Annotated in this window: 16 protein-coding genes; 10 read left to right on the forward strand and 6 right to left on the reverse strand. The window is 67.4% G+C overall.

What is annotated here, in order from left to right; all coding sequences use genetic code 11:
- Positions 1-136 precede the first annotated feature (136 nt).
- Positions 137-1,945 carry a sulfoacetaldehyde acetyltransferase gene (xsc, locus tag RHA1_RS17370; RefSeq protein WP_011596196.1) on the reverse strand — a complete coding sequence of 603 codons (1,809 nt, stop codon included), beginning with the start codon at positions 1,943-1,945 and terminating at the stop codon, positions 137-139.
- Between the two features lie 199 nt (positions 1,946-2,144).
- Between xsc and RHA1_RS17375 the strand changes: the two genes are divergently transcribed.
- Genes RHA1_RS17375 through RHA1_RS17390 form a run of 4 tightly spaced genes read left to right on the forward strand, consistent with a single transcriptional unit; the run spans position 2,145 to position 6,402 of the window.
- Positions 2,145-2,978: an IclR family transcriptional regulator gene (locus RHA1_RS17375; RefSeq protein ID WP_011596197.1), complete on the forward strand. Its 834-nt coding sequence runs from the start codon at positions 2,145-2,147 to the stop codon at positions 2,976-2,978.
- A 10-nt stretch (positions 2,979-2,988) separates the two neighbouring features.
- A complete protein-coding gene (locus tag RHA1_RS17380) occupies positions 2,989-3,957 on the forward strand; it encodes an AAA family ATPase (RefSeq protein ID WP_011596198.1) in 969 nt (322 codons plus the stop codon).
- Positions 3,958-3,967: 10 nt separating this feature from the next.
- Positions 3,968-5,674: a cobaltochelatase CobT-related protein gene (locus tag RHA1_RS17385; RefSeq protein WP_011596199.1), complete on the forward strand. Its 1,707-nt coding sequence runs from the start codon at positions 3,968-3,970 to the stop codon at positions 5,672-5,674.
- A 44-nt stretch (positions 5,675-5,718) separates the two neighbouring features.
- Positions 5,719-6,402, forward strand: coding sequence for a phosphonatase-like hydrolase (locus RHA1_RS17390; protein WP_011596200.1), 684 nt, complete (start codon positions 5,719-5,721; stop codon positions 6,400-6,402).
- 78 nt (positions 6,403-6,480) lie between these two features.
- Here the strand turns inward: RHA1_RS17390 and pdxS are convergent, their stop codons facing one another.
- Positions 6,481-7,371, reverse strand: a complete 891-nt coding sequence (gene pdxS, locus RHA1_RS17395; RefSeq protein WP_011596201.1) for a pyridoxal 5'-phosphate synthase lyase subunit PdxS — start codon at positions 7,369-7,371, stop codon at positions 6,481-6,483.
- A complete protein-coding gene (locus RHA1_RS17400; RefSeq protein ID WP_016884746.1) occupies positions 7,368-8,915 on the reverse strand; it encodes an amino acid permease in 1,548 nt (515 codons plus the stop codon). Before RHA1_RS17400 ends, pdxS begins: the two co-directional genes overlap by 4 nt.
- A 649-nt stretch (positions 8,916-9,564) precedes the next feature.
- Between RHA1_RS17400 and RHA1_RS17405 the strand changes: the two genes are divergently transcribed.
- From RHA1_RS17405 to RHA1_RS17420, 4 genes are all read left to right on the forward strand, one after another.
- Complete coding sequence (locus RHA1_RS17405; protein WP_237727018.1) at positions 9,565-10,968, forward strand: amino acid permease; 1,404 nt, start codon at positions 9,565-9,567, stop codon at positions 10,966-10,968.
- Positions 10,969-11,109: 141 nt separating this feature from the next.
- Positions 11,110-12,456, forward strand: a complete 1,347-nt coding sequence (locus tag RHA1_RS17410) for a GlnX family signal transduction membrane protein (RefSeq protein ID WP_050787500.1) — start codon at positions 11,110-11,112, stop codon at positions 12,454-12,456.
- Positions 12,456-13,466: a glutamate ABC transporter substrate-binding protein gene (locus tag RHA1_RS17415; protein ID WP_009476669.1), complete on the forward strand. Its 1,011-nt coding sequence runs from the start codon at positions 12,456-12,458 to the stop codon at positions 13,464-13,466. The genes RHA1_RS17410 and RHA1_RS17415 overlap by 1 nt, the downstream gene beginning before the upstream one ends.
- A gap of 38 nt (positions 13,467-13,504) precedes the next feature.
- Positions 13,505-15,673 (forward strand): serine/threonine-protein kinase, encoded by a 2,169-nt coding sequence (locus tag RHA1_RS17420; RefSeq protein ID WP_167540971.1) that lies wholly within the window; start codon positions 13,505-13,507, stop codon positions 15,671-15,673.
- A 14-nt stretch (positions 15,674-15,687) separates the two neighbouring features.
- Here the strand turns inward: RHA1_RS17420 and RHA1_RS17425 are convergent, their stop codons facing one another.
- Positions 15,688-15,903, reverse strand: a complete 216-nt coding sequence (locus RHA1_RS17425; protein ID WP_016884741.1) for a hypothetical protein — start codon at positions 15,901-15,903, stop codon at positions 15,688-15,690.
- Positions 15,904-16,106: 203 nt separating this feature from the next.
- Here RHA1_RS17425 and RHA1_RS17430 point away from each other — a divergent pair, with 203 nt between their 5' ends.
- On the forward strand, positions 16,107-16,874 hold the full coding sequence (locus tag RHA1_RS17430) for a thiazole synthase (protein WP_011596207.1): 768 nt from the start codon (positions 16,107-16,109) through the stop codon (positions 16,872-16,874).
- Between the two features lie 76 nt (positions 16,875-16,950).
- Here the strand turns inward: RHA1_RS17430 and RHA1_RS17435 are convergent, their stop codons facing one another.
- Both RHA1_RS17435 and RHA1_RS17440 read right to left on the reverse strand, forming a co-directional pair.
- Complete coding sequence (locus tag RHA1_RS17435) at positions 16,951-17,949, reverse strand: PHP domain-containing protein (protein ID WP_029539747.1); 999 nt, start codon at positions 17,947-17,949, stop codon at positions 16,951-16,953.
- A gap of 45 nt (positions 17,950-17,994) precedes the next feature.
- Positions 17,995-18,870, reverse strand: coding sequence for a LysR family transcriptional regulator ArgP (locus RHA1_RS17440; RefSeq protein ID WP_011596209.1), 876 nt, complete (start codon positions 18,868-18,870; stop codon positions 17,995-17,997).
- Between the two features lie 72 nt (positions 18,871-18,942).
- On the opposite strand from RHA1_RS17440, the gene RHA1_RS17445 reads away from it, so the two are divergent.
- Complete coding sequence (locus RHA1_RS17445) at positions 18,943-19,563, forward strand: LysE/ArgO family amino acid transporter (RefSeq protein WP_011596210.1); 621 nt, start codon at positions 18,943-18,945, stop codon at positions 19,561-19,563.
- The last annotated feature ends 21 nt before the right edge of the window (positions 19,564-19,584 follow it).

Below are 19,584 nucleotides of genomic sequence, written 5' to 3' on the forward strand. Positions count from 1 at the left end.
TTGTCTCCGTCAGAAGTGTGGGGGTCGCGGCGGCGAAGCGACAGGTCCAGACGGCGTCGAATCGTCGGTACCAGGAACGCACGGGGCGTGGCCCCCGGGCGTGAGCGCCGGGGGCCACGCGCTCGCAGGGAACGGACTACACGTAGTCCTTGTACTTGTCGAGCAGGCGAACCGGCTTCGACAGCGCGTCGCGGCGGAAGGGGTCGCCGAGTTCGCGGGTGCACATGATCTCGATGACCGTCGTCTTGCCCTCGTTCATCTGTGCGGCGACCGCGCGCTGCAGTGCGGGACCGACCTCTTCGAGCTTGTCCACCACGATGCCCTCGGCGCCCATCGCCTGTGCGATTCCGGCGAAAGACTCGCTCTCGAGCTCACCGGCGACGAAGCGGCGGTTGTAGAAGTCGACCTGGTTCTTCTTCTCCGCACCCCACTGCCGGTTGTGGAAGACGACGGCGGTGACCGGGATGTCGTGCCGGACAGCCGTCATGATCTCGCCCAGGCTCATTCCCCAGGCGCCGTCGCCTGCGTAGGCGATGGCGGGCCGTTCCGGTGCCGCCGCCTTCGCGCCGATGATGGTCGGCAGCGCGTAACCGCAGTTACCGAAGCTCATCGGGGCGAGGAAGCTGCGCGGCTTCTCGAACCGGAGGTAACTGTTGGCGACGGAGTTGATGTTGCCGATGTCCGTGGACACCATCACGTCGTCCGGCATCGCATTCTCCAGCTCCCGCAGCACCTGACGCGGGTGCAGCCAGTTGCCGTCCTCACCTTCCTGTTCGGCGATCATGTCGAGGCTGAACGCATCGCGCTCGTGCGTCCATTCGTCGAGTTCCTTCTCCCACGCGGCCTTCTCGGCGTCGATCTTCTCGCCGCGTGCCGCACGGTTGGCGTCGCAGACGAGGGACTTGCCCTCGAGCCGCTCGGTGAGGGCGACGGCAGCGGCCTTCGCGTCACCGCAGATCCCGACGGAGATCTTCTTGACCAGACCGAGCATCTTGTGGTCGGCGTCGATCTGGATGATCTTGGCATTCTTCGGCCAGTAGTCCATGCCGTGCTGCGGGAGAGTCCCGAAGGGGCCGAGGCGGGTGCCGAGGGCGAGCACCACGTCCGCCTGGCTGATCAGCTTCATCGCGGCCTTGGAACCCTGGTAGCCGAGCGGTCCGGTCCACAGCGGGTGGCTGGCGGGGAACGAGTCGTTGTGCAGGTAGCTGTTGACGACGGGGGCGCCGAGACGCTCGGCGAGTGCCTTGCACTCCTCGACACCGTCGGCCATCACCACGCCGCCGCCGGAAACGATCACCGGGAACTCGGCCTGCGCCAGCAGTTCAGCCGCCTCGTTCAGGCTCGTCTCGCCACCGGGACCGCGGTCGAGGCGGGTGGGCTGCGGGATCTCCGTCTCGATCTCACCGTAGAAGTAGTCGCGCGGAATGTTGAGCTGCGTCGGGCCCATCTCGGACATCGCGCGGTCGAAGCAGCGGCCCGTGAACTCGGCCATGCGCTTCGGGTTGTTGACGTGCCCCTGGTACTTCGTGAATTCCTGGAACATCGGCAGCTGGTTGGCTTCCTGGAAGCCGCCCAGGCCCGTTCCCATGGTGCCGGCCTCGGGAGTGACGATGACGACGGGGCTGTGCGCCCAGAACGCGGCGGCGATCGCGGTGACACAGTTGCTGATACCCGGACCGTTCTGCCCGATCACCATGCCGTGCCGCCCGCTGACCCGGGCATATCCGTCGGCCATGTGTCCCGCGCCCTGCTCGTGCACGACCGGGACGAGTCGAATGCCGGCGGGAGCGAAGATGTCCATCGCATCCATGAAGGCGGATCCCATGATGCCGAACATGTCGGTGACGCCGTTGGCGACCATCGTCTCGACGAACGCCTCCGACGGCGTCATCTTCTGTACACCGGAGACAGCGGTGCGATCGGCACCGTTCTTCTTCTTGCTCATGTGTGATCCTCCTTCAAGGGCGCGCCGGAACCGGCAGAGAATGTCAAAAATCGGAACGTTTCGTTCGTGATTTTGTGATCTGCAGTGACAGTAGGCCACGTCACACACTTCGTCAATGAATGTTCCTAAAACTGGAACGAGATGTATGATTTTTCGATACACGATGCGAATGCGTCGCCGTTTCGGCCAAGGAGGAACCGTGGGTGAGATTCACCGGATCGACGAGTCGAACGGACACCCGGCAACGGAGCTACCCGGAGACACACCGACGCTCCGCCTGTTCGCACTGCTCGAGATGATCGCATCCAAGGACCAGCTGTTCACGTTGCAGGGGCTCGTCGAGGAGACGGGCATGGCCAAACCGACGCTGCACCGCATGCTCCAGCAGCTCGAGGGCGCCGGACTCCTCACCCGGCAGAACAACGGCAGGCATTACGGCACCGGCGTGCGCCTGCGACGTTTCGCCGAGAATTTGCTGCTCAACGACACCCACCACGGCGCGCGGCACGCCATCCTCCGGAACCTCGTCGCGGAACTCGGGGAGAGCTGCAACGTGACCACCCTGTCGGGCAGCGAAGTGGTGTATCTCGACCGCGTGGAAACCTCCGAGCCCCTTCGGTTTACACTCCATGCTGGTTCGCGGGTGCCCGCGCACTGCTCGGCCAGCGGCAAGATGATCCTGTCGCAGCTCAGCCCCGCCCAGCGCCGGCGACTTCTCGGGCGGATGCCGCTCGAAAGGTACACCAACAAGACGGTCACCGACATCGAGCTGATCGAGACCGAACTCAAACAGGTCCGCCGCGACGGCTACGCCATCGACGACGAAGAGTTCCTCCCCGGCCTCGTGTGCGCCGCGGTGCTCGTCCCCTGTGCCACAGGCAATTCCAATCTCTGCATCGCGGTCCAGGCCCCGGTCATGCGACTCACCCCAGACAAGGCGCTCAAGCTTCTGCCCGCACTCCGGCGGGCAGCCGACGCCATCGGCGAGATCGAGAACGAGGTCATGGACGACGGTTCGTCAGACCTGAACTGAAGGAGGGCGCATGCCCGAAATGACCACTGCGACACCCAGCCACGTGGTGTCCGCACGCGAGCTGTTCGGACTCGACACCGACCTGACGGTACGCGCCTTCCGCGAACCCGCCGACCACGTCCCCGACGTCGACCCCGCATACCGGTTCGATCACGCGGTGACCACGGCCCTGCTCGCCGGGTTCAGCCGCAACCGACGAGTGATGGTGCAAGGCCTGCACGGCACCGGCAAGTCCACGCACATCGAACAGGTCGCGGCGCGGCTCAACTGGCCGTGTGTGCGGGTCAACCTCGACGGACATCTCAGCCGGCTGGACCTGATAGGCCGGGACGCGGTGGTGCTGCGAGACGGCAAGCAGGTCACCGAATTCCAGGAAGGCATCCTGCCCTGGGCGCTGCAGCGACCCGTCGCCCTCATACTCGACGAATACGACGCCGGCCGCCCCGACGTCATGTTCGTCATCCAGCGTCTCCTCGAACGCGACGGGAAACTCACCCTGCTCGATCAGAACAGGGTCCTGACTCCACATCCGGCCTTCCGGTTGTTCGCCACCGCCAACACCGTCGGCCTCGGCAATCTCAACGGGTTGTATCACGGTGTGCAGCGGCTCAATCACGCGCAGATCGATCGCTGGAACATCGTCGCGACGCTCGATCACCTCCCCGCGGAACAGGAAATCGAGATCGTGTCCGCGCGGGTGCCGTCGCTGAGCCGGGAGCTCATCCGGTCGATGGTCGCCGTGGCCAACCTGACCCGGAGCGGTTTTCGGGTGGGCGACCTGTCGACGCTGATGTCGCCGCGCACGGTGATCACCTGGGCCGAGAACATCGAGATCTTCCACGACCCGGCGCTGGCATTCCGGTTGTCGTTCGTCAACAAATGCGACGAGGCCGAGCGGCCCGTCGTCGCCGAGTACTTCCAGCGATGCTTCGACTCGGAACTGGAGCGGTCTGCGATGCTCGCAACGAGCACGGCCTGAGCGGGCAGTCATGACAGAACTGCCTGTGCGTCCCGCGTCGGTCCGCCGTCAGCAGGAGGTGCACGAACTCTGTGCCGGCGCGATCCGCGCCCTCGCGGGTCAGGGTGGGTTGCACTTTCGCGGACCGGAACTCCATCGCGGACATCGGCGCGTGCCGATGCCCGCCCCACACCTGCACCCGTCGTTCGACGGCGCCGACTTCGCATCCTTCCGCGGTGCGGCGGACGGCATGGCGTCACGCCTCCTCCACACCGACCCCGTCCTGCATCGCAGCCTGTGCCCGGACGACACGGCGGGCCGGCTGATCTTCGAGATCCTGGAACAGTTCCGCGTCGAGTCGCTGGCCGCCGACGCGTGGAGCGGCGTGCGCGCCAACCTCTCCCACCGCTTCGCGCAGTGGTCGCAGGACTACGTGACGTCCGGTCTGACCGAGACCGTGCACGGGATGCTGCTGTTCACGGTGACGCAGATGTGCCGGGCCCGGATCACCGCCGAGCCGATTCCCGAGGCCACCGAGGACCTGATCGAATCGACGCGGTTCGCTCTCGCCGCCGTTCTCGGCGACCACCTCCCGTGGCTGCGTCGAACCCGTTTCTCGCAAGACGACTTCGGCGTCCACGCACAGGACGTCGCCGAGCTGATCGGCCGTCACCTGGAGTCACCCGCCGACACGGACGGCTCGTCCGACGACCGGAGCGACGGCCGGGCGGCGTTCTCCCTCCTGTTCGACTTCGACCCCGACGACGACGAGACCGTCGCGACCGCGGTGTCGGGACGCAGTCGCGCGCTGGGGGAGGGCGGAGACGGATACCGCGTGTTCACCCGCGCCTACGACGAGACCCGGCAGATCGCGTCCCTCGTCCGCCCCGAGTTGCTCCAGGACTACCGCCGGCGACTCGACCTCGTCATCGACACGCAGCATCTCAACGTCCGGAAACTCGGACGGCAGCTGAAGGCGCTGCTCTCGGAACCGGTCCGCGACGGATGGGAAGGCGGCCGGGAAGAGGGGTACCTCGACGGTCGGCGGCTCGCCCAGCTGGTCACCTCGCCCACCGAGCGCAGACTCTTCCGGGCCGAACGCACCGAGCCGCACACCGACACGACGGTGACCTTCCTCATCGACTGCTCCGGTTCGATGAAGGAGTTCGGCGAACCGGTCGCGGTGCTGGTCGACGTGTTCGCCCGGGCCCTCGAACTGGCCGACGCCCGGTGCGAGATCCTCGGTTTCACGACCGCTGCATGGAACGGGGGCCGAGCCCGCCGAGACTGGCTCCGGTCGGGCCGTCCGCACGACCCGGGACGGCTCAACGAGGTCCGGCAGCTGGTGTTCAAGGACGCCGAGACTTCCTGGCGCCGAGCCCGTCCCGCGATCGCCGGGCTGCTGAAGAACGACCTGTTCAAAGAGGGCGTCGACGGTGAGGCCGTCGACTGGGCGTGCTCCCGGATGCGGGACCCTCAGGGCCGCAGGCTCCTGTTCGTGATCTCGGACGGAAGCCCACTGGACGGCGCCACCGCCCTGGCCAACGACGAGTTCTACCTGGACCACCACCTGCAGGTCGTGGTCGAGCGACACGAGGACGAGCGGGCCGTCGAGGTGTACGGACTGGGAGTCGGGCTGGATCTGAGCCCGTACTACGACCGCTGCCGGACACTCGATCTGTCGCACGGTACCAACAGCGACGTCATTGCCGACGTGCTGTCGATGATCGGCCACTGACAGCCATCACCTGCCAGTGACGCAACAGTGAAGGAGTCACACCCATGACCGCACACGGGGTTTCCCTGGTCACCTTGGACATTGCCGGAACGAGCGTCGACGAAGGCGGCGCCGTGTACGCCGCGTTGCGCGACACCGTCGAGAAGCACCTCGGCGAGCCGATTCCGGATGCTCGGTTCGACCGGTGGAAGGGCACGGGCAAGCGGCAGGCCATCGAGGGACTGCTACGGGAGACCGGGGTGCCGGCTGAGAAGAATGTCCTGGACGCCGTCGAATCCGATTTCACCGCAATGCTTCTGGACGCGTACCGGAAGACACCGCCCACCGCACTGCCCGGGGTTCACGATGCCTTCGGTGCGTTGCGGCAGCGCGGCATCAAGATCGTTCTCCAGACCGGCTATTCCCGCGAGATCGCGGAACCGCTACTGGAGCAGGTCGGGTGGGAGATCGGGCGGGACATCGACGGTGTGATCACGAGCGATCAGGTGCGGATGAGCAGGCCGTCGCCGTATCTCATCTTCCGCGCCATGGAGCTCGCCGGAGTGCAGAACGTCGACGCGGTGCTGGTGGGTGGTGACACCCCGAACGATCTCCGAGCAGGGACGAACGCCGGGGCGCGGTACGTGGTGGGTGTCCTGACCGGCGCACACGACGCGGCGGCGCTGCGTCCGGAGCCCCACACGCACATCCTGGAGAGCGCCGCGAAGATCCCCGAACTGCTGGGCTGAAAGACAACTGTGGGCCGGTTCTGCTGCACGACAGCGGAACCGGCCCACAGTGTTTTCGGAGGAGCAGGGATCAGAACGTCACCAGCCGCGTTCGGCGAGCCGGTGCGGGACGGGGATGTCGTCGACGTTGATCCCGACCATCGCCTCACCCAGCCCACGGGAAACCTTCGCCAGCACATCCGGGTCGTCGAAGAACGTGGTCGCCTTCACGATCGCCGCGGCCCGCTCCGCCGGGTTACCCGACTTGAAGATCCCCGACCCGACGAACACACCCTCCGCACCGAGCTGCATCATCATCGCCGCATCCGCCGGGGTGGCGATGCCACCGGCAGTGAACATCGTGACCGGCAACTTCCCGGCCTTGGCGACCTCGACGACCAGATCGTACGGCGCCTGCAACTCCTTCGCCGCCACATACAGCTCGTCCTCGCTGAGCGAGGTCAACCGGCGGATCTCCCCACCAATCGTCCGCATGTGCGTGGTCGCGTTCGACACGTCACCGGTACCGGCCTCCCCCTTGGACCGGATCATCGCCGCACCCTCGGTGATCCGCCGCAGCGCCTCACCGAGATTGGTGGCACCGCACACGAACGGGACGGTGAACTGCCACTTGTCGATGTGATTGGCGTAGTCGGCCGGGGTCAGCACCTCCGACTCGTCGACGTAGTCGACCCCGAGGGACTGCAGGATCTGCGCCTCCACGAAGTGCCCGATCCGGGCCTTGGCCATCACCGGGATCGACACCGCGGAGATGATGCCGTCGATCATGTCCGGATCACTCATCCGGGACACCCCGCCCTGCGCCCGGATGTCCGCGGGCACCCGCTCGAGCGCCATCACCGCGACCGCACCGGCATCCTCGGCGATCTTCGCCTGATCGGGGGTGACGACGTCCATGATGACCCCGCCCTTCAACATCTCGGCCATGCCACGCTTGACGCGTGCCGTACCGACGGCGGAATTGTTCACGACTGTCTCCTCTGATGACGATGGGTGTGCGGCTCCTGTTGTGCCGCGGCAAGCAGTTCGATGTCCGAGCCGCCGAGCGTCTCCACGGACTCGATGCGCTTCTCCGCCTCCGCAACCGACTCGTCCGCGGAACCGATCGGGGGAGCACCGGACAGCGATTCGTCGTCGCGACCGCCCTTGCCGAGCAACTTCCGCACCTCGTAGCTGATCAGGATGACGATCAACGTCAGACCGCTCATGAGGAACTGGGAGCGGGTGGTCGGCAGGAACGCCATCGCGAGGATGACGGTGGCCATCAGGGCGATGGTGGCGTAGCTCAGCCACGGGAACAACCACATCCGCAGTTGCAGTGCGGCTGGGTCTTCGCGCTCGAGTCGACGCCGGAGCACTACCTGGGAGATGGCGATCAGGAGGTACACGAAGAGCGCGACGGCGCCGTACGAGTTGACGAGGAAGCCGAAGACGACGTCGCCCCACACGTACGTGCAGGCGACGGAGACGTATCCGACGGTGGTGCCGAGCAGGATCGCACGACGGGGCACACCGTTGCGGGACAGTGTCGTGAAGAACTTCGGGGCGTCGCCGTTGCGGGTGAGCGCGAACAACATTCGGGACGTGGTGTACAGCGCCGAGTTCAGGCAGGAGAGGACCGCCGTGAGGACGATGAAGTTCATGATCGTCGCGACACCGGGAATTCCCAGGACCTCGAGCACCGCGGCGTACGGGCTCACACCCACACTCTCGGTGTTCCACGGCTGGATCGTGACGACCACGAGAATCGAACCGACGTAGAACGTCACGATCCGCACCACGATCGACCGCATGGCGTGGGCGACAGCACGCTTCGGCTCCTCCGACTCGGCGGCCGCGATCGTCACGATCTCGGCTCCCGTGTAGAAGGCGACGCAGGGGACGACCGCCGCGAGCACCGCGCCCCAGCCGAGCGGGGTGAAGCCGCCGTGGTTCACGAGGTTGCCGAGCCCGGGCGTCGAATCGGGCCACAGCCCGGTGATCCACAGGGCCCCCATCCCGAGAAACAGAACGATCGCCACGACCTTGATCGACGAGAACCAGTACTCGAACTCGCCGTAGGAGCGGGCGGACACCATGTTGGTGGCCGTCAGCAGGAGCATCAGCCCCAGGCTCAGGAGCCACAGCGGGATCATCGGCAGCCAGAGCTGCAGGATCCGGCCACCGGCGATCGCCTCGACGGCGACGACAATGACGAAGAAGTACCAGTACATCCACCCCGTCGCGAACCCGGCGCGGCGCCCCAGGGCCTGGCGGGCGTAGACGTAGAACGATCCGACCACCGGCCGGGCCACCGCCATCTCCGCCAGCATCCGCATGATCAGCAACGTGATGATGCCTGCGATGAGGAAGGAGATGATCGCGCCGGGGCCGGCCCCGCCGATGACGACACCGCTGCCCACGAAGAGACCGGCGCCGATCACCCCGCCCAGGGCGATGAGGTTCATGTGCCTGCGTTTCAGGCCCTTGCCGAGACCTGAACTGTCGGTGTGTCCGGGAACGGTACTGTCCACATTTCCTCCAGAAGGCGCTGCCGGGACCCTCGCCCGACACGACCTCGTCGGTCGTACGTCGATGCGGGCACCCACCGGTTCAGCGACCCAATCGTATGTGTGATCCACATCACTTATTCCAGTGTTCACCTCACACTACGACTGGTGTCAGAACTCGCCCAGAGCCAGTTGCCTCGCAAGCGATGGGTCCAGTTCGACCGCGGAACCGCCGACCGAGAAACCCCGTGAACTGGGAAGACGGCGATCATCACCGGGAGGAGCGTGTTCGGTTGGCCCGGCGGGTGCGCTGTCGCGGCCGATCTGGATCCCCCGGCGCCGGCGCTCACCCACGAGACCGTGTACACGCCCTTACCCTGTGACCAGTGGTAACGAACTGGTCCTCAGACGTGCCGTCGAACTGGCACTGTGCTGCCCACCGGACCCTCCATACAGTGTTGTGCATCACATCAACAGTTCAGTTCGCGGTGGATCGTCTCCCGTATCTCCGCCGGCACTGTTCTCCGTTCCAACCGCCCGACGATCCGGCCCCGGATCGCGATGGCGACCTGACGATTCCGGTCAGCGCACAGTGGAGGAAAACGTGACTTCAACACCACCCCCGGTCCAATCCCAGGACTCCGGCCTCGGAAAGGGCCTGAAGAAACGGCACATGAACCTCATCGCCCTGGGCGGCGTGATCGGTGCCGGATTGTTCGTCGGCAGCGGCGTCGTCATCGAGAGCGCAGGCCCGGCGGCGATCGTGTCGTTTCTCATCGCGGGGATCATCACACTCCTGATCATGCGGATGCTGGCGGAGATGGCGGTGGCCCGGCCGGTGGTCGGATCGTTCTACGTGTACGCCAGGGAAGCGCTCGGCAATCGCGCCGGCTTCTCCGTCGGCTGGATGTACTGGTACTTCTTCGTCATCGTCGTCGCCGTCGAAGCCATCGCCGGCGGCCGAATACTCCAGCTCTATCTCCCGTCCGCGCCGCTGTGGATCCTCAGCCTCGGGCTTCTCGTCATCCTGACCTGCACCAATCTCGTGTCAGCGCGTTCGTTCGGCGAATTCGAATACTGGTTCTCGTCGATCAAGGTGATCGCGATCGTCCTCTTCCTCGGTTTGGGCGCACTGTGGATCACCGGACTGTGGCCGGACGCGACCCCCGGAGTGGCGAATCTCGTCAGCCACGGCGGATTCGCCCCGCTCGGCTGGGGCGCGGTGCTCGCCGCGGTCGTCCCCTGCGTGGCCTTCTTCACCGGGGCCGAGATCGTGACAATCGCGGCCGCCGAGTCCGCGGAACCCAAGAAAGCGGTCGCCCGGGCGATGCGTTCCATCGTGGTCCGGATCATCACCTTCTACGTCGGTTCCATCTTCGTGGTCGTCGCGGTGGTGCCGTGGAGCACGGAGGCCGTCGGCGTCAGCCCCTACGCGGCAGCCCTCTCCGCCCTGCACATTCCCGGTGTCGCCACGATCATGAACGTCGTCATCCTCACCGCGGTGCTGTCCTGCCTGAACTCCGCGCTGTACACCTCCTCGCGGATGCTCTTCGCGCTCACCCGCAACGGCGACGCCCCGCACATGTTCACCCGACTGTCCGGCGGCGGCGTGCCCCGGCGCGCGATCCTCGCCGGAACGGTGATCGGCTACGCGTCGGTGATCGCGGCGTTCGTCTCCCCGGATCTCGTGTTCTCGTTCCTGGTCAACTCGTACGGCGCCGTGGCGCTCTTCGTCTACCTCATGATCGCGATCTCCCAGGTCGCGCTCCGCAAGAAGCTGGAAGCGCGAGATCCCGAGGCCCTCAGCCTGAAGATGTGGCTGTTCCCCTGGCTCAGCTACGCGACCATCGTCCTGATGGGAGCCGTGATCGCCGCCATGGCCGTGCTCCCCACCACCCGTTCGCAGTTCTGGCTGAGTGTGGTGACTCTCGCCTTCATCCTGATCGGGTACGAGTTCCGCCGCCGCAGCCGGACCAGCGCCGAACGCCTCGACACCGTCACACCGCCCGCGGCCTCGCCCGGCGACGGATCCGACGCGGAACAACTCGTCGGAGTCGTCACCCGCGAGCAGCCCTGACGCACCCGCCGTACCGAAGGACAGGGACCGCACCAGCGGTCCCTGTCCTTCTCTGTGCGTCCGATGCCACATCGGCTTTTCCGGCACGACCCGCCGAAAATCGGGGCACACTTGCAGAAGACCTCGGCGGAGGAGGGCACCGTGTTCCACCGCGGAGACGACGCCGTCACCGAAGAACACTCGCTGGACGAGTCCCTGCTCGTCGAGCCCGAATCCCGGAGCCGGCCGTGGCGGGAATTCCTCGTCTCGACCCCGGGACGACTGTCCGTGCTGGGGATCGCCCTCGTGACCGCCGCGCTGGCGACCGGGGCGATCACGTCGGCGGCGATCGGTGCCCGGCAACAGCGCATCGAGACCCTGCGGACACACACCGAACCCCTCACCTACGCGGCCGAACGGCTCTACAGTTCGCTGTCCATCGCCGACGCCGCGGCCGCCACGTCCTTCATCTCGGGCGGTGTCGAGCCGATCGACGTCCGCAATCGGTACAACCAGGCGATCGGGGACGCGTCGAACGCGCTGGTCACCGCGTCTAACGGCGTCGACTCGACAGACGCCGCGGCCCTCGCGCTGCTGTCCGAAATATCGCGGGATCTCGCCGACTACACCAGCCTGATCGCCACGGCCCGCGCCAACAATCGGTCGGGCAACCCGGTCGGCGTCGCCTATCTCAGCGACGCCTCCACGATGATGCAGGACACGATCCTGCCCGCAGCCGAGAGCCTCTACTCGGAGCAGTCGAGAGCCGTCGCCGACACCCAGGTCCTCACCGCGCGGCTCCCGAGAGCCGCATCCGCCGTCGCCGTCGCCCTGCTCGTCGCGCTCGTCCTCGCGCAGGTGTACCTGGCGCGCAAGAGCAAACGCCGCGTCAATCCCGGCCTCGTCCTCGCCTCCCTCCTCGCCGCCACCCTCCTGATCTGGCTGGCCGCCGCCACCCTGGTCTCCACCGCGGCCACGGACCGAGCGAGAACCCAAGGGGCGCAACCACTCGGCACGATCACCCAGGCGCGGATCCTCGCCCAGCAGGCCCGGGCGGACGAGACCCTCGCGCTGCTGCAGCGCGGCTCCGACGAACAGTCCGAGGTCGACTACGCCCGGCGGTCGGCCGAACTCGCCGACATCCTCGGGGCGCTGCAGGACGGCGATCACGGGCCGGCGACGACACCGCCGATCGACGCCGCCGTCACCGCGCTCGGCGACTGGCGGCGCGCGCACACCATGCTGCAGGAGAAGCTCGACGTGGGGGACTACCCGGGGGCGAAGGCCATCGCGATCGGCCCCGCGGACTCGGCGTCCCCCGCCACCTTCGCGGCGCTCGACGAGTCGTTGCAGGACGGCATCGACCGATTCCGCAGCGAGGAACTCGACGGGATGGCCGACGCATATCGCTCGTTGTCGCTGCTCGCGGTGGGTAGCATGGTGATCGGCGTCCTCTGCGGGTTCGCCGTCGGTGGGGGGATCTGGCCCAGACTGAACGAGTACCACTGATGACGCGGGTGATTCGACCGAGACGGCGGACGCGCCCGCGCGCCCTCCTCCTCTCCGCCGCCGTGGTCGCCGTCCTCGCAGCCGGATGCGCCACCCCGCAACCCCTCACGCCCACCGTCAGCGGCGACTACTCGGAGGTGCCGCTGACGAGTGGGGCCGAGATCCTTCTGCCCACCGGCGACGTGCCCGAGGAGCCACCCGCACCCGACTCCTGCGGTGCGCTCGCGAGTCTCCGCCCCGCCGCCACCCCGGACGTCCGGGCGCCGGGAAGCTCGCTGGCCGAGATCACCGCCCGCGGCCGGCTGATCGTCGGAATCGATCAGAACACCAACCTCTTCAGTTTCCGGGATCCGACCACCGGCATGCTGATGGGATTCGACGTCGACGTCGCGGGCGAGATGGCGCGGGACCTGTTCGGTGACCCCTCCCGGGTCGAATTCCGCCTCCTCACGTCCGGCGACCGCTTCGACGCCCTCCAGAACGAGGACGTGGATCTCGTGGTGAAGAGCACGTCGATCACGTGCGAACGGTCCGAGCGTGTCGCCTTCTCCACCGTGTACTTCCAGGCCTATCAACGTCTGCTGGTGCCGAAGGGCTCCGGCATTTCCGGCCCGGCGGATCTGGCGGGCAAGCGCGTCTGCACCGCCGGCGACACCACCTCGCTGGACACCGTTCGCCGAGTGCAACCCGAAGCCACGATCGTGGCGGTACCCGACTGGGACGACTGCCTCGTGGTCCTCCAGCAGCGGCAGGCCGACGCCGCGAGCACCGACGACTCCATCCTCGCCGGGCTCGCCGCCCAGGACCCGAACCTGGAGATCGTCGGCCCGCCGCTCGAATCGGAGCCGTACGGCATCGGGGTCAACAAGAACCACGACGATCTCGTGCGCTTCGTGAACGGCACGCTGGATCGGATGCGTGCGGACGGAACCTGGACGAGGCTCTACGACAACTGGCTGACGGTTCTCGGCCCTTCCGCCGGACCACCCGCCCCCACGTACCGGGACTGAGGTGACACCGAGTGAGCGACGAAACCAGGCGAACACCGATGGACGACCCGCAATCCACCAGGGGTGTGCGGTTCGATCCGTTCGCGGACGACGACGATGACGACGTCCCCTCCGCACGCACGGTGCCGGACGCCGCCCACACCTCCGACCTGTCGATGCTCCTGACCAATCCCGTTCTGGCGGAGCACAAACGTTACTGCGACCGATGCAAGCGCCCCGTCGGACGTTCCACCGCCGCGCGGCCGGGCGACACGGAGGGTGTGTGCACCCACTGCGGCACCGTCTTCTCGTTCGCCCCGCAACTCGAGGCGGGTGAACTGGTCGCGGGCCAGTACGAGGTCCTGGGGTGCCTCGCCCACGGCGGTGTCGGCTGGATCTACCTCGCGCTCGACCACAACGTCAGCGACCGCTGGGTTGTCCTCAAGGGCCTGCTGCACTCGGGCGACCCCGAGGCCCAGGAGGTAGCTCTCGCCGAGCGCCGGTTCCTCGCCGAGGTGACGCATCCGAGCATCGTGAAGATCTACAACTTCGTCGAACACCCTGGGATGGACGGCAATCCCATCGGCTACATCGTCATGGAGTACGTCCGGGGCAGAACCCTGCGCGACCTGCTCACCGAACTGAAGGAGGACGCCGGACCCGACGACCCGAAGCCGATGCTGCCGGTGGAGCACGCCATCCGCTACCTCCTCGAGGTCACGCCCGCGCTCGGATACCTGCACTCGATGGGGTTGGTGTACAACGACCTCAAGCCCGAGAACATCATGATCGGCGACGACTACGACCAGCTCAAGCTCATCGACATGGGCGCGGTCGCCAGGATCGGGGATCACGGATACATCTACGGCACACAGGGTTACCAAGCCCCCGAGATCGCCACCACCGGTCCCACCGTCGCCTCCGACATCTACACCGTCGGGCGGACGCTCGCCGTGGTGACCCTCGACATGCCCACCGCCGGCGGCTGTTACGTCGACGGCCTGCCAACGCCCGAGGAGGCGCCGCTGCTGGCGGAGTACGAGTTCTACCACCGGCTGCTGCTCCGGGCCATCCATCCCGATCCGGCCCGGCGGTTCGCGTCGGCCGAGGAGATGTCGACCCAGCTCGAGGGTGTCCTGCGCGAGGTGCGGGCCCAGCAGACCGGCCACCCGCAGCCGGGGCTGTCCCACCGGTTCAGCCCGCAGCGCACGACGTTCGGGACCGACCTCACGATCAGCCGCACCGACGTCTACGTCGACGGGCACCGCCGGGACGAGCGGATCAGCGCGATGAGTATCGTTCGAGCGCTGCCGATTCCGTTGGTGGACCCGGACGATCCGGCCGCCCCGTTGCTCTCCGTCGTCCACAGCCGACCGAGGGAGCTTCTCGATTCACTGCACAGGGCGAAGGAGGTGGCGGACGACGGTGTGGCGTCCACGAGCATCGAGATCCCGCTCGCCGAGGTACGCGCGCACCTCGACCTCGGGCAGCCCCGTGATGCCGCCACCATTCTCGAATCCCTCGACCATCAACGTGAGGACACGTGGCGCGTCGACTGGCACACGGGACTGTGTGCGCTGGTGGGCGGCGACTTCGAGGCGGCATTCACCCGGTTCGATTCCGTCCTGACCGCGCTACCGGGCGAGGAGGCCCCGAAGCTCGCCCTCGCGGCGACGGCCGAGATGTGGTGCGAATACCGCTCCGGTGAGGACATCGGGCGGTGGCGCCGGACCGCCGAAAAGTATTACTGCACAGTGTGGCGCACGGATCACGGCGCGGTGAGTGCGGCGTTCGGATTGTCGCGGCAACTGGAGCACCGCGACGACCGGGCGGCCGCGGTGGAGGCCCTCGACGAGGTGCCACCGACATCCCGGCACTATGCCGAGGCCCGGTTGACGAGTGTGCTGATGCTCGTCCACGATCGGCCCCTCGCCGAGGTGAGCGAACGGGATCTGCAGGAGGCCGCCCGGCGGGTCGAACTACTCGCCCACGACGAGCGTCGCGCACTCCAGACCCGGGTGCTCGTCCTCGGCGTGGCCGTCGACTGGCTGCACGCCGGCGGCATTCCCGAGACCACGCGGATCCTCAGCGTGCCGTTCACAGAACGCGGTCTGCGCACCGGGGCGGAGTCGGCGCTCCGGGCCCTCGCCCGCAAGGCCCCCGAGCGCAGGCATCGGTACACCCTGGTGGATCTCGCCAACCTGATCCGCCCGACCACGTGGCTGTGACTCCCGGACTCGGGTCACCGCACCCCGAATCCGGTGTGCTCGCGGCCCCACCGGGCATTCCACGCCATCACCTGCACGCGGTCGCTCAAAGCATCACGGCTGCGGACCGTTTCGGCCAGCTGGCCCATGAGTTCGATGATGCGGCGCCGGGCGTCCTCCAGTTCCGTTGCCAGGCGCTCCTCCTCCCTCGACCTCGCGGTGCGGTTTCTGCGCGCGACCATGGTGTTCATCTCTACTCCGATCGTGACGACGTGGTGTTCGGCTCCTCGCACCGACAACTCTGGGCCGTCTGGTACGGGTCCAGAAGATCCAGATAGACGGCGAGACAGGGGTCCAATCTGGACCTATGACGTAGCGCACAAGTGGTTCTGACGTCGGAGACGATTCGATCGTAGGGTTCAAGTGCTCGCCGAATTCTCGACCGGAGGTACCCATGCGCATCCACACCGACGCACTCACGATCGCGGGCCGGGACTTCGCGTCCCGCCTCGTCATGGGCACGGGCGGTGCGGCCAACCTCTCGGTACTGGAAGAGGCACTCGTCGCCTCGGGCACCGAACTGACGACGGTGGCACTGCGCCGGGTGGACGCCGCGGGGAGAACCGGGCTGCTCGAACTGCTGGATCGACTGGGCATCGCGTTGTTGCCGAACACAGCCGGCTGCCGGGGCGCCGCGGAGGCGGTGCTGACTGCGCGCCTGGCTCGCGAGGCCCTGGGCACCAACTGGGTCAAGCTCGAAGTGATCGCCGACGAGCGCACGCTCCTGCCCGACGGGATCGAACTCGTCTCGGCAGCAGAACAACTCGTGGACGACGGATTCGTCGTGCTGCCGTACACCAACGACGACCCCGTGCTCGCGCAGCGCCTGGTCGATGCCGGGTGCGCCGCCGTGATGCCGCTCGGGTCGCCGATCGGCACCGGGCTCGGTATCTCGAACCCCCGCAACATCGAGATGATCGTCGCGCGCACCGGCGTCCCGGTCATTCTCGACGCCGGGATCGGCACCGCCAGCGACGCAGCTCTGGCGATGGAACTCGGCTGCGACGCCGTGCTGCTCGCCTCCGCGGTGACGAGGGCGTCGGACCCTCCGCTGATGGCCGCGGCGATGGCCGCAGCGGTCACGGCCGGGCACCTCGCCCGGAATGCCGGACGGATCCCGAAACGGTTCTGGGCGCAGGCGTCGTCGCCGGTCGCGGTGTAATCGGGCATCCGCGAAGCCGGGCCTTCGGCCCGTGCGCGGTTGACGAGCCCCTGCACTCGTCAGCCACGCACGGGCGCTACTTGGCCCATTCCAGCAGGTCGTCGGCGGACCACGTGTTCACGACGCGGTCGGCCTCGACACCGCACCGCATCGCCCGCTCGCATCCGTACCCCTGCCAGGCAAGTTGCCCGGGTGCATGCGCGTCGGTGTCGATCGAGAACAGGCACCCCAGGTCCATGGCCAGATCGATGAGACGGCTCGGGGGGTCGCGGCGTTCGGGACGGCTGTTGATCTCGACGGCGGTGCCGTTGTCGCGGCACGCGGTGAACACCTGCTCCGCGTCGAACGTCGACTCCGGCCTGGTCCCGCGCCCGCCTTCGACGAGACGGCCGGTGCAGTGTCCCAGCACGTCCACCAGCGGATTCTCCACCGCCCGGACCATGCGGCGGGTCATCGCCCCGCGCTCCGCCCGCAACTTGGAGTGCACACTGGCGACGACGATGTCGAGTTCGTCGAGCAGATCCGGATCCTGGTCGAGTGAACCGTCGTCGAGGATGTCGACCTCGATGCCGGTGAGGATGCGGAACGGTGCCAGTTCCTCGTTCAGCTCGGCGATCACCTCCAGCTGAGAACGCAGCCGCTCCGCCGACAGCCCGTTCGCGACCGTCAGGCGTGGGGAATGGTCTGTGAGAGCGCAGTATTCGTGACCCAGCGCGGCTGCGCTGCGCATCATTTCGTCGATGGGGCTGCCGCCGTCCGACCAGTCGGAGTGAGTGTGCAGGTCGCCTTTCAGTGCCTCCCGCAGCGCACCGCCGCCGATCGGCTCCGCGTTCTCCCGTAGTTCCGCGAGATAGACGGGCACCCCGTCGAGCGACTCCCGGATCACGGTCGCCGTCTTGGGTCCGATGCCCGGCAGATCCTTCCAGCTGTCGGTGCGCCGGCGGACGTCCCGCTGCTCCTCGGACAGTTCGGCCACCACGTCGGCGGCACGCCGGTACGCCTTCACGCGGTGCGTCTCCGCACGCGACCGTTCGAGCCAGAACGCTGTCTCTCGCAGGGCCTGCACCGGGTCCATCGGGCTGTCGGCGTCCATGCCTCCAGTGTTGCGCCCACCCCGACGTCACCGCAACGCTTCGCGCGCCCCGTCCCGGACTGCGGTGGTGAGCGCCGCGAGGATCGGCGAATCCAGCTTCCATCGCTGCCAGTACAGCGGGACGTCGACCGGGCGGGACGGGTCGAGTTCGACGAGCCCGTGGTCGTCGCCGGTGTGTAATTCCGGCAGCAGTCCCCAGCCCAGTCCGTGGCGGACGGCGTCGGAGAACGCCGAAGAGCCGGGAACGAAGTGCCGCGGCGGCTGGAGCCTGCGCCGCGTGAATCCGCGCAGGAACCGGGCCTGCAGTTCGTCCTTGCGGTCGAAGTCGAGCATCGGCGCCACCGCGAGGGCGTCCGCCGTCGGGCCGTCGGGGAGCCAGCGGTCGGCGTAGTCGCGGCTGCAGAGCGCGCGGTACCGCATCGACCCCAGCTTCTCGACGGTGCAGCCCTGCACCGCCTCCGGGACGGACGTCACCGCGGCCATCACCGTGCCCTCCTTCAGCAGGGTGGTCGAGTGGAATTCGTCTTCCCGATGCAGATCGAACAGCGCCCGATGCTCCGGCGCCAGGCGGGCGAGGGCCGGAATCATCCACGTGGACAGCGAATCCGCGTTGACGACCAGCGACAGCGTGCTCGTCGTCGCCTCCTCGGGATTGAGGGACGACATGGCCTCGCGCTCGAGGTGGGCCATCTGGCGGGCGAGCGTGAGCACGACGTGCCCGGACTCGGTGGCCCGGACCGGCTTGGCCCGCTGCACCAGCACGCGTCCGACCTGCTGCTCGAGTGCCTTGATCCGCTGGCTCACCGCGGACGGCGTGATGTGCAGGACCCGGGCCGCGGCGTCGAAGGTGCCTTCGTCGATCACGGCCGCGAACGTGCGGAGAGAAGCGCGGTCCAGATCCATATGAAGCAATGCTAATGGCAATGAAGGATAATTAGCTGGATTGATGGTCGCGGGCTTCGTAGCGTGGTCCTCATGCACCTCACCCCTGCCTTGCTCACGGCGGCCGCCGGCTTCGGTACCGGCCTGTCGCTGATCGTCGCGATCGGCGCGCAGAACGCGTTCGTCCTGCGACAGGGGATCGCACGCAGGCACGTCCTGCCGGTGGTCGTGCTGTGCGCGGTGTCGGACGCCGTGCTCATTGCCGTCGGGATCAGCGGGATCGGCGCCGTACTCGCGCACGCTCCGGCCGCCATCACCGTGATCCGCTGGGCGGGCGCGGCATTCCTCGTCTCCTACGCGGTGCTCGCCGCTCGCCGCGCCCTCCGCCCCGGAACGCTCGATGCGACGCAGGAAATAGGATCGGCGACCCTCGCGACGTCGATCCTCACCTGCCTCGCACTCACGTGGCTCAACCCGCACGTGTACCTCGACACGGTGCTGATGCTCGGCTCGGTGGCCAACAACCAGGGCGATTCGGGCCGGTGGCTGTTCGGTCTCGGTGCCGCCACCTCGAGCGTCGTCTGGTTCCTCGCGCTCGGCTACGGCGCCCAGTTCCTGCACCGGGTGTTCGCCCGCCCCGGCGCGTGGCGCGTGCTCGACGCCGGGATCTCCGCATTGATGCTCACCCTCGGCATCACCCTCGTCACGAGTTAGGCGTGTCTCCCAATTCCTCTC

It is taken from the genome of Rhodococcus jostii RHA1 (assembly GCF_000014565.1).
GTDB lineage: Bacteria > Actinomycetota > Actinomycetes > Mycobacteriales > Mycobacteriaceae > Rhodococcus_F > Rhodococcus_F jostii_A.

Coding starts and splice junctions, on each gene's coding strand:
- RHA1_RS17435 (WP_029539747.1), bottom strand. CDS start 17,949: ATGGACCCGGTGCAGGCCCTGCGAGAGACAGCGTTCTGGCTCGAACGG.
- RHA1_RS17440 (WP_011596209.1), bottom strand. CDS start 18,870: ATGGATCTGGACCGCGCTTCTCTCCGCACGTTCGCGGCCGTGATCGAC.
- RHA1_RS17425 (WP_016884741.1), bottom strand. CDS start 15,903: ATGAACACCATGGTCGCGCGCAGAAACCGCACCGCGAGGTCGAGGGAG.
- RHA1_RS17405 (WP_237727018.1), top strand. CDS start 9,565: ATGAACCTCATCGCCCTGGGCGGCGTGATCGGTGCCGGATTGTTCGTC.
- RHA1_RS17390 (WP_011596200.1), top strand. CDS start 5,719: ATGACCGCACACGGGGTTTCCCTGGTCACCTTGGACATTGCCGGAACG.
- RHA1_RS17445 (WP_011596210.1), top strand. CDS start 18,943: ATGCACCTCACCCCTGCCTTGCTCACGGCGGCCGCCGGCTTCGGTACC.
- RHA1_RS17385 (WP_011596199.1), top strand. CDS start 3,968: ATGACAGAACTGCCTGTGCGTCCCGCGTCGGTCCGCCGTCAGCAGGAG.
- RHA1_RS17380 (WP_011596198.1), top strand. CDS start 2,989: ATGCCCGAAATGACCACTGCGACACCCAGCCACGTGGTGTCCGCACGC.
- RHA1_RS17430 (WP_011596207.1), top strand. CDS start 16,107: ATGCGCATCCACACCGACGCACTCACGATCGCGGGCCGGGACTTCGCG.
- xsc (WP_011596196.1), bottom strand. CDS start 1,945: ATGAGCAAGAAGAAGAACGGTGCCGATCGCACCGCTGTCTCCGGTGTA.
- RHA1_RS17415 (WP_009476669.1), top strand. CDS start 12,456: ATGACGCGGGTGATTCGACCGAGACGGCGGACGCGCCCGCGCGCCCTC.
- RHA1_RS17420 (WP_167540971.1), top strand. CDS start 13,505: ATGGACGACCCGCAATCCACCAGGGGTGTGCGGTTCGATCCGTTCGCG.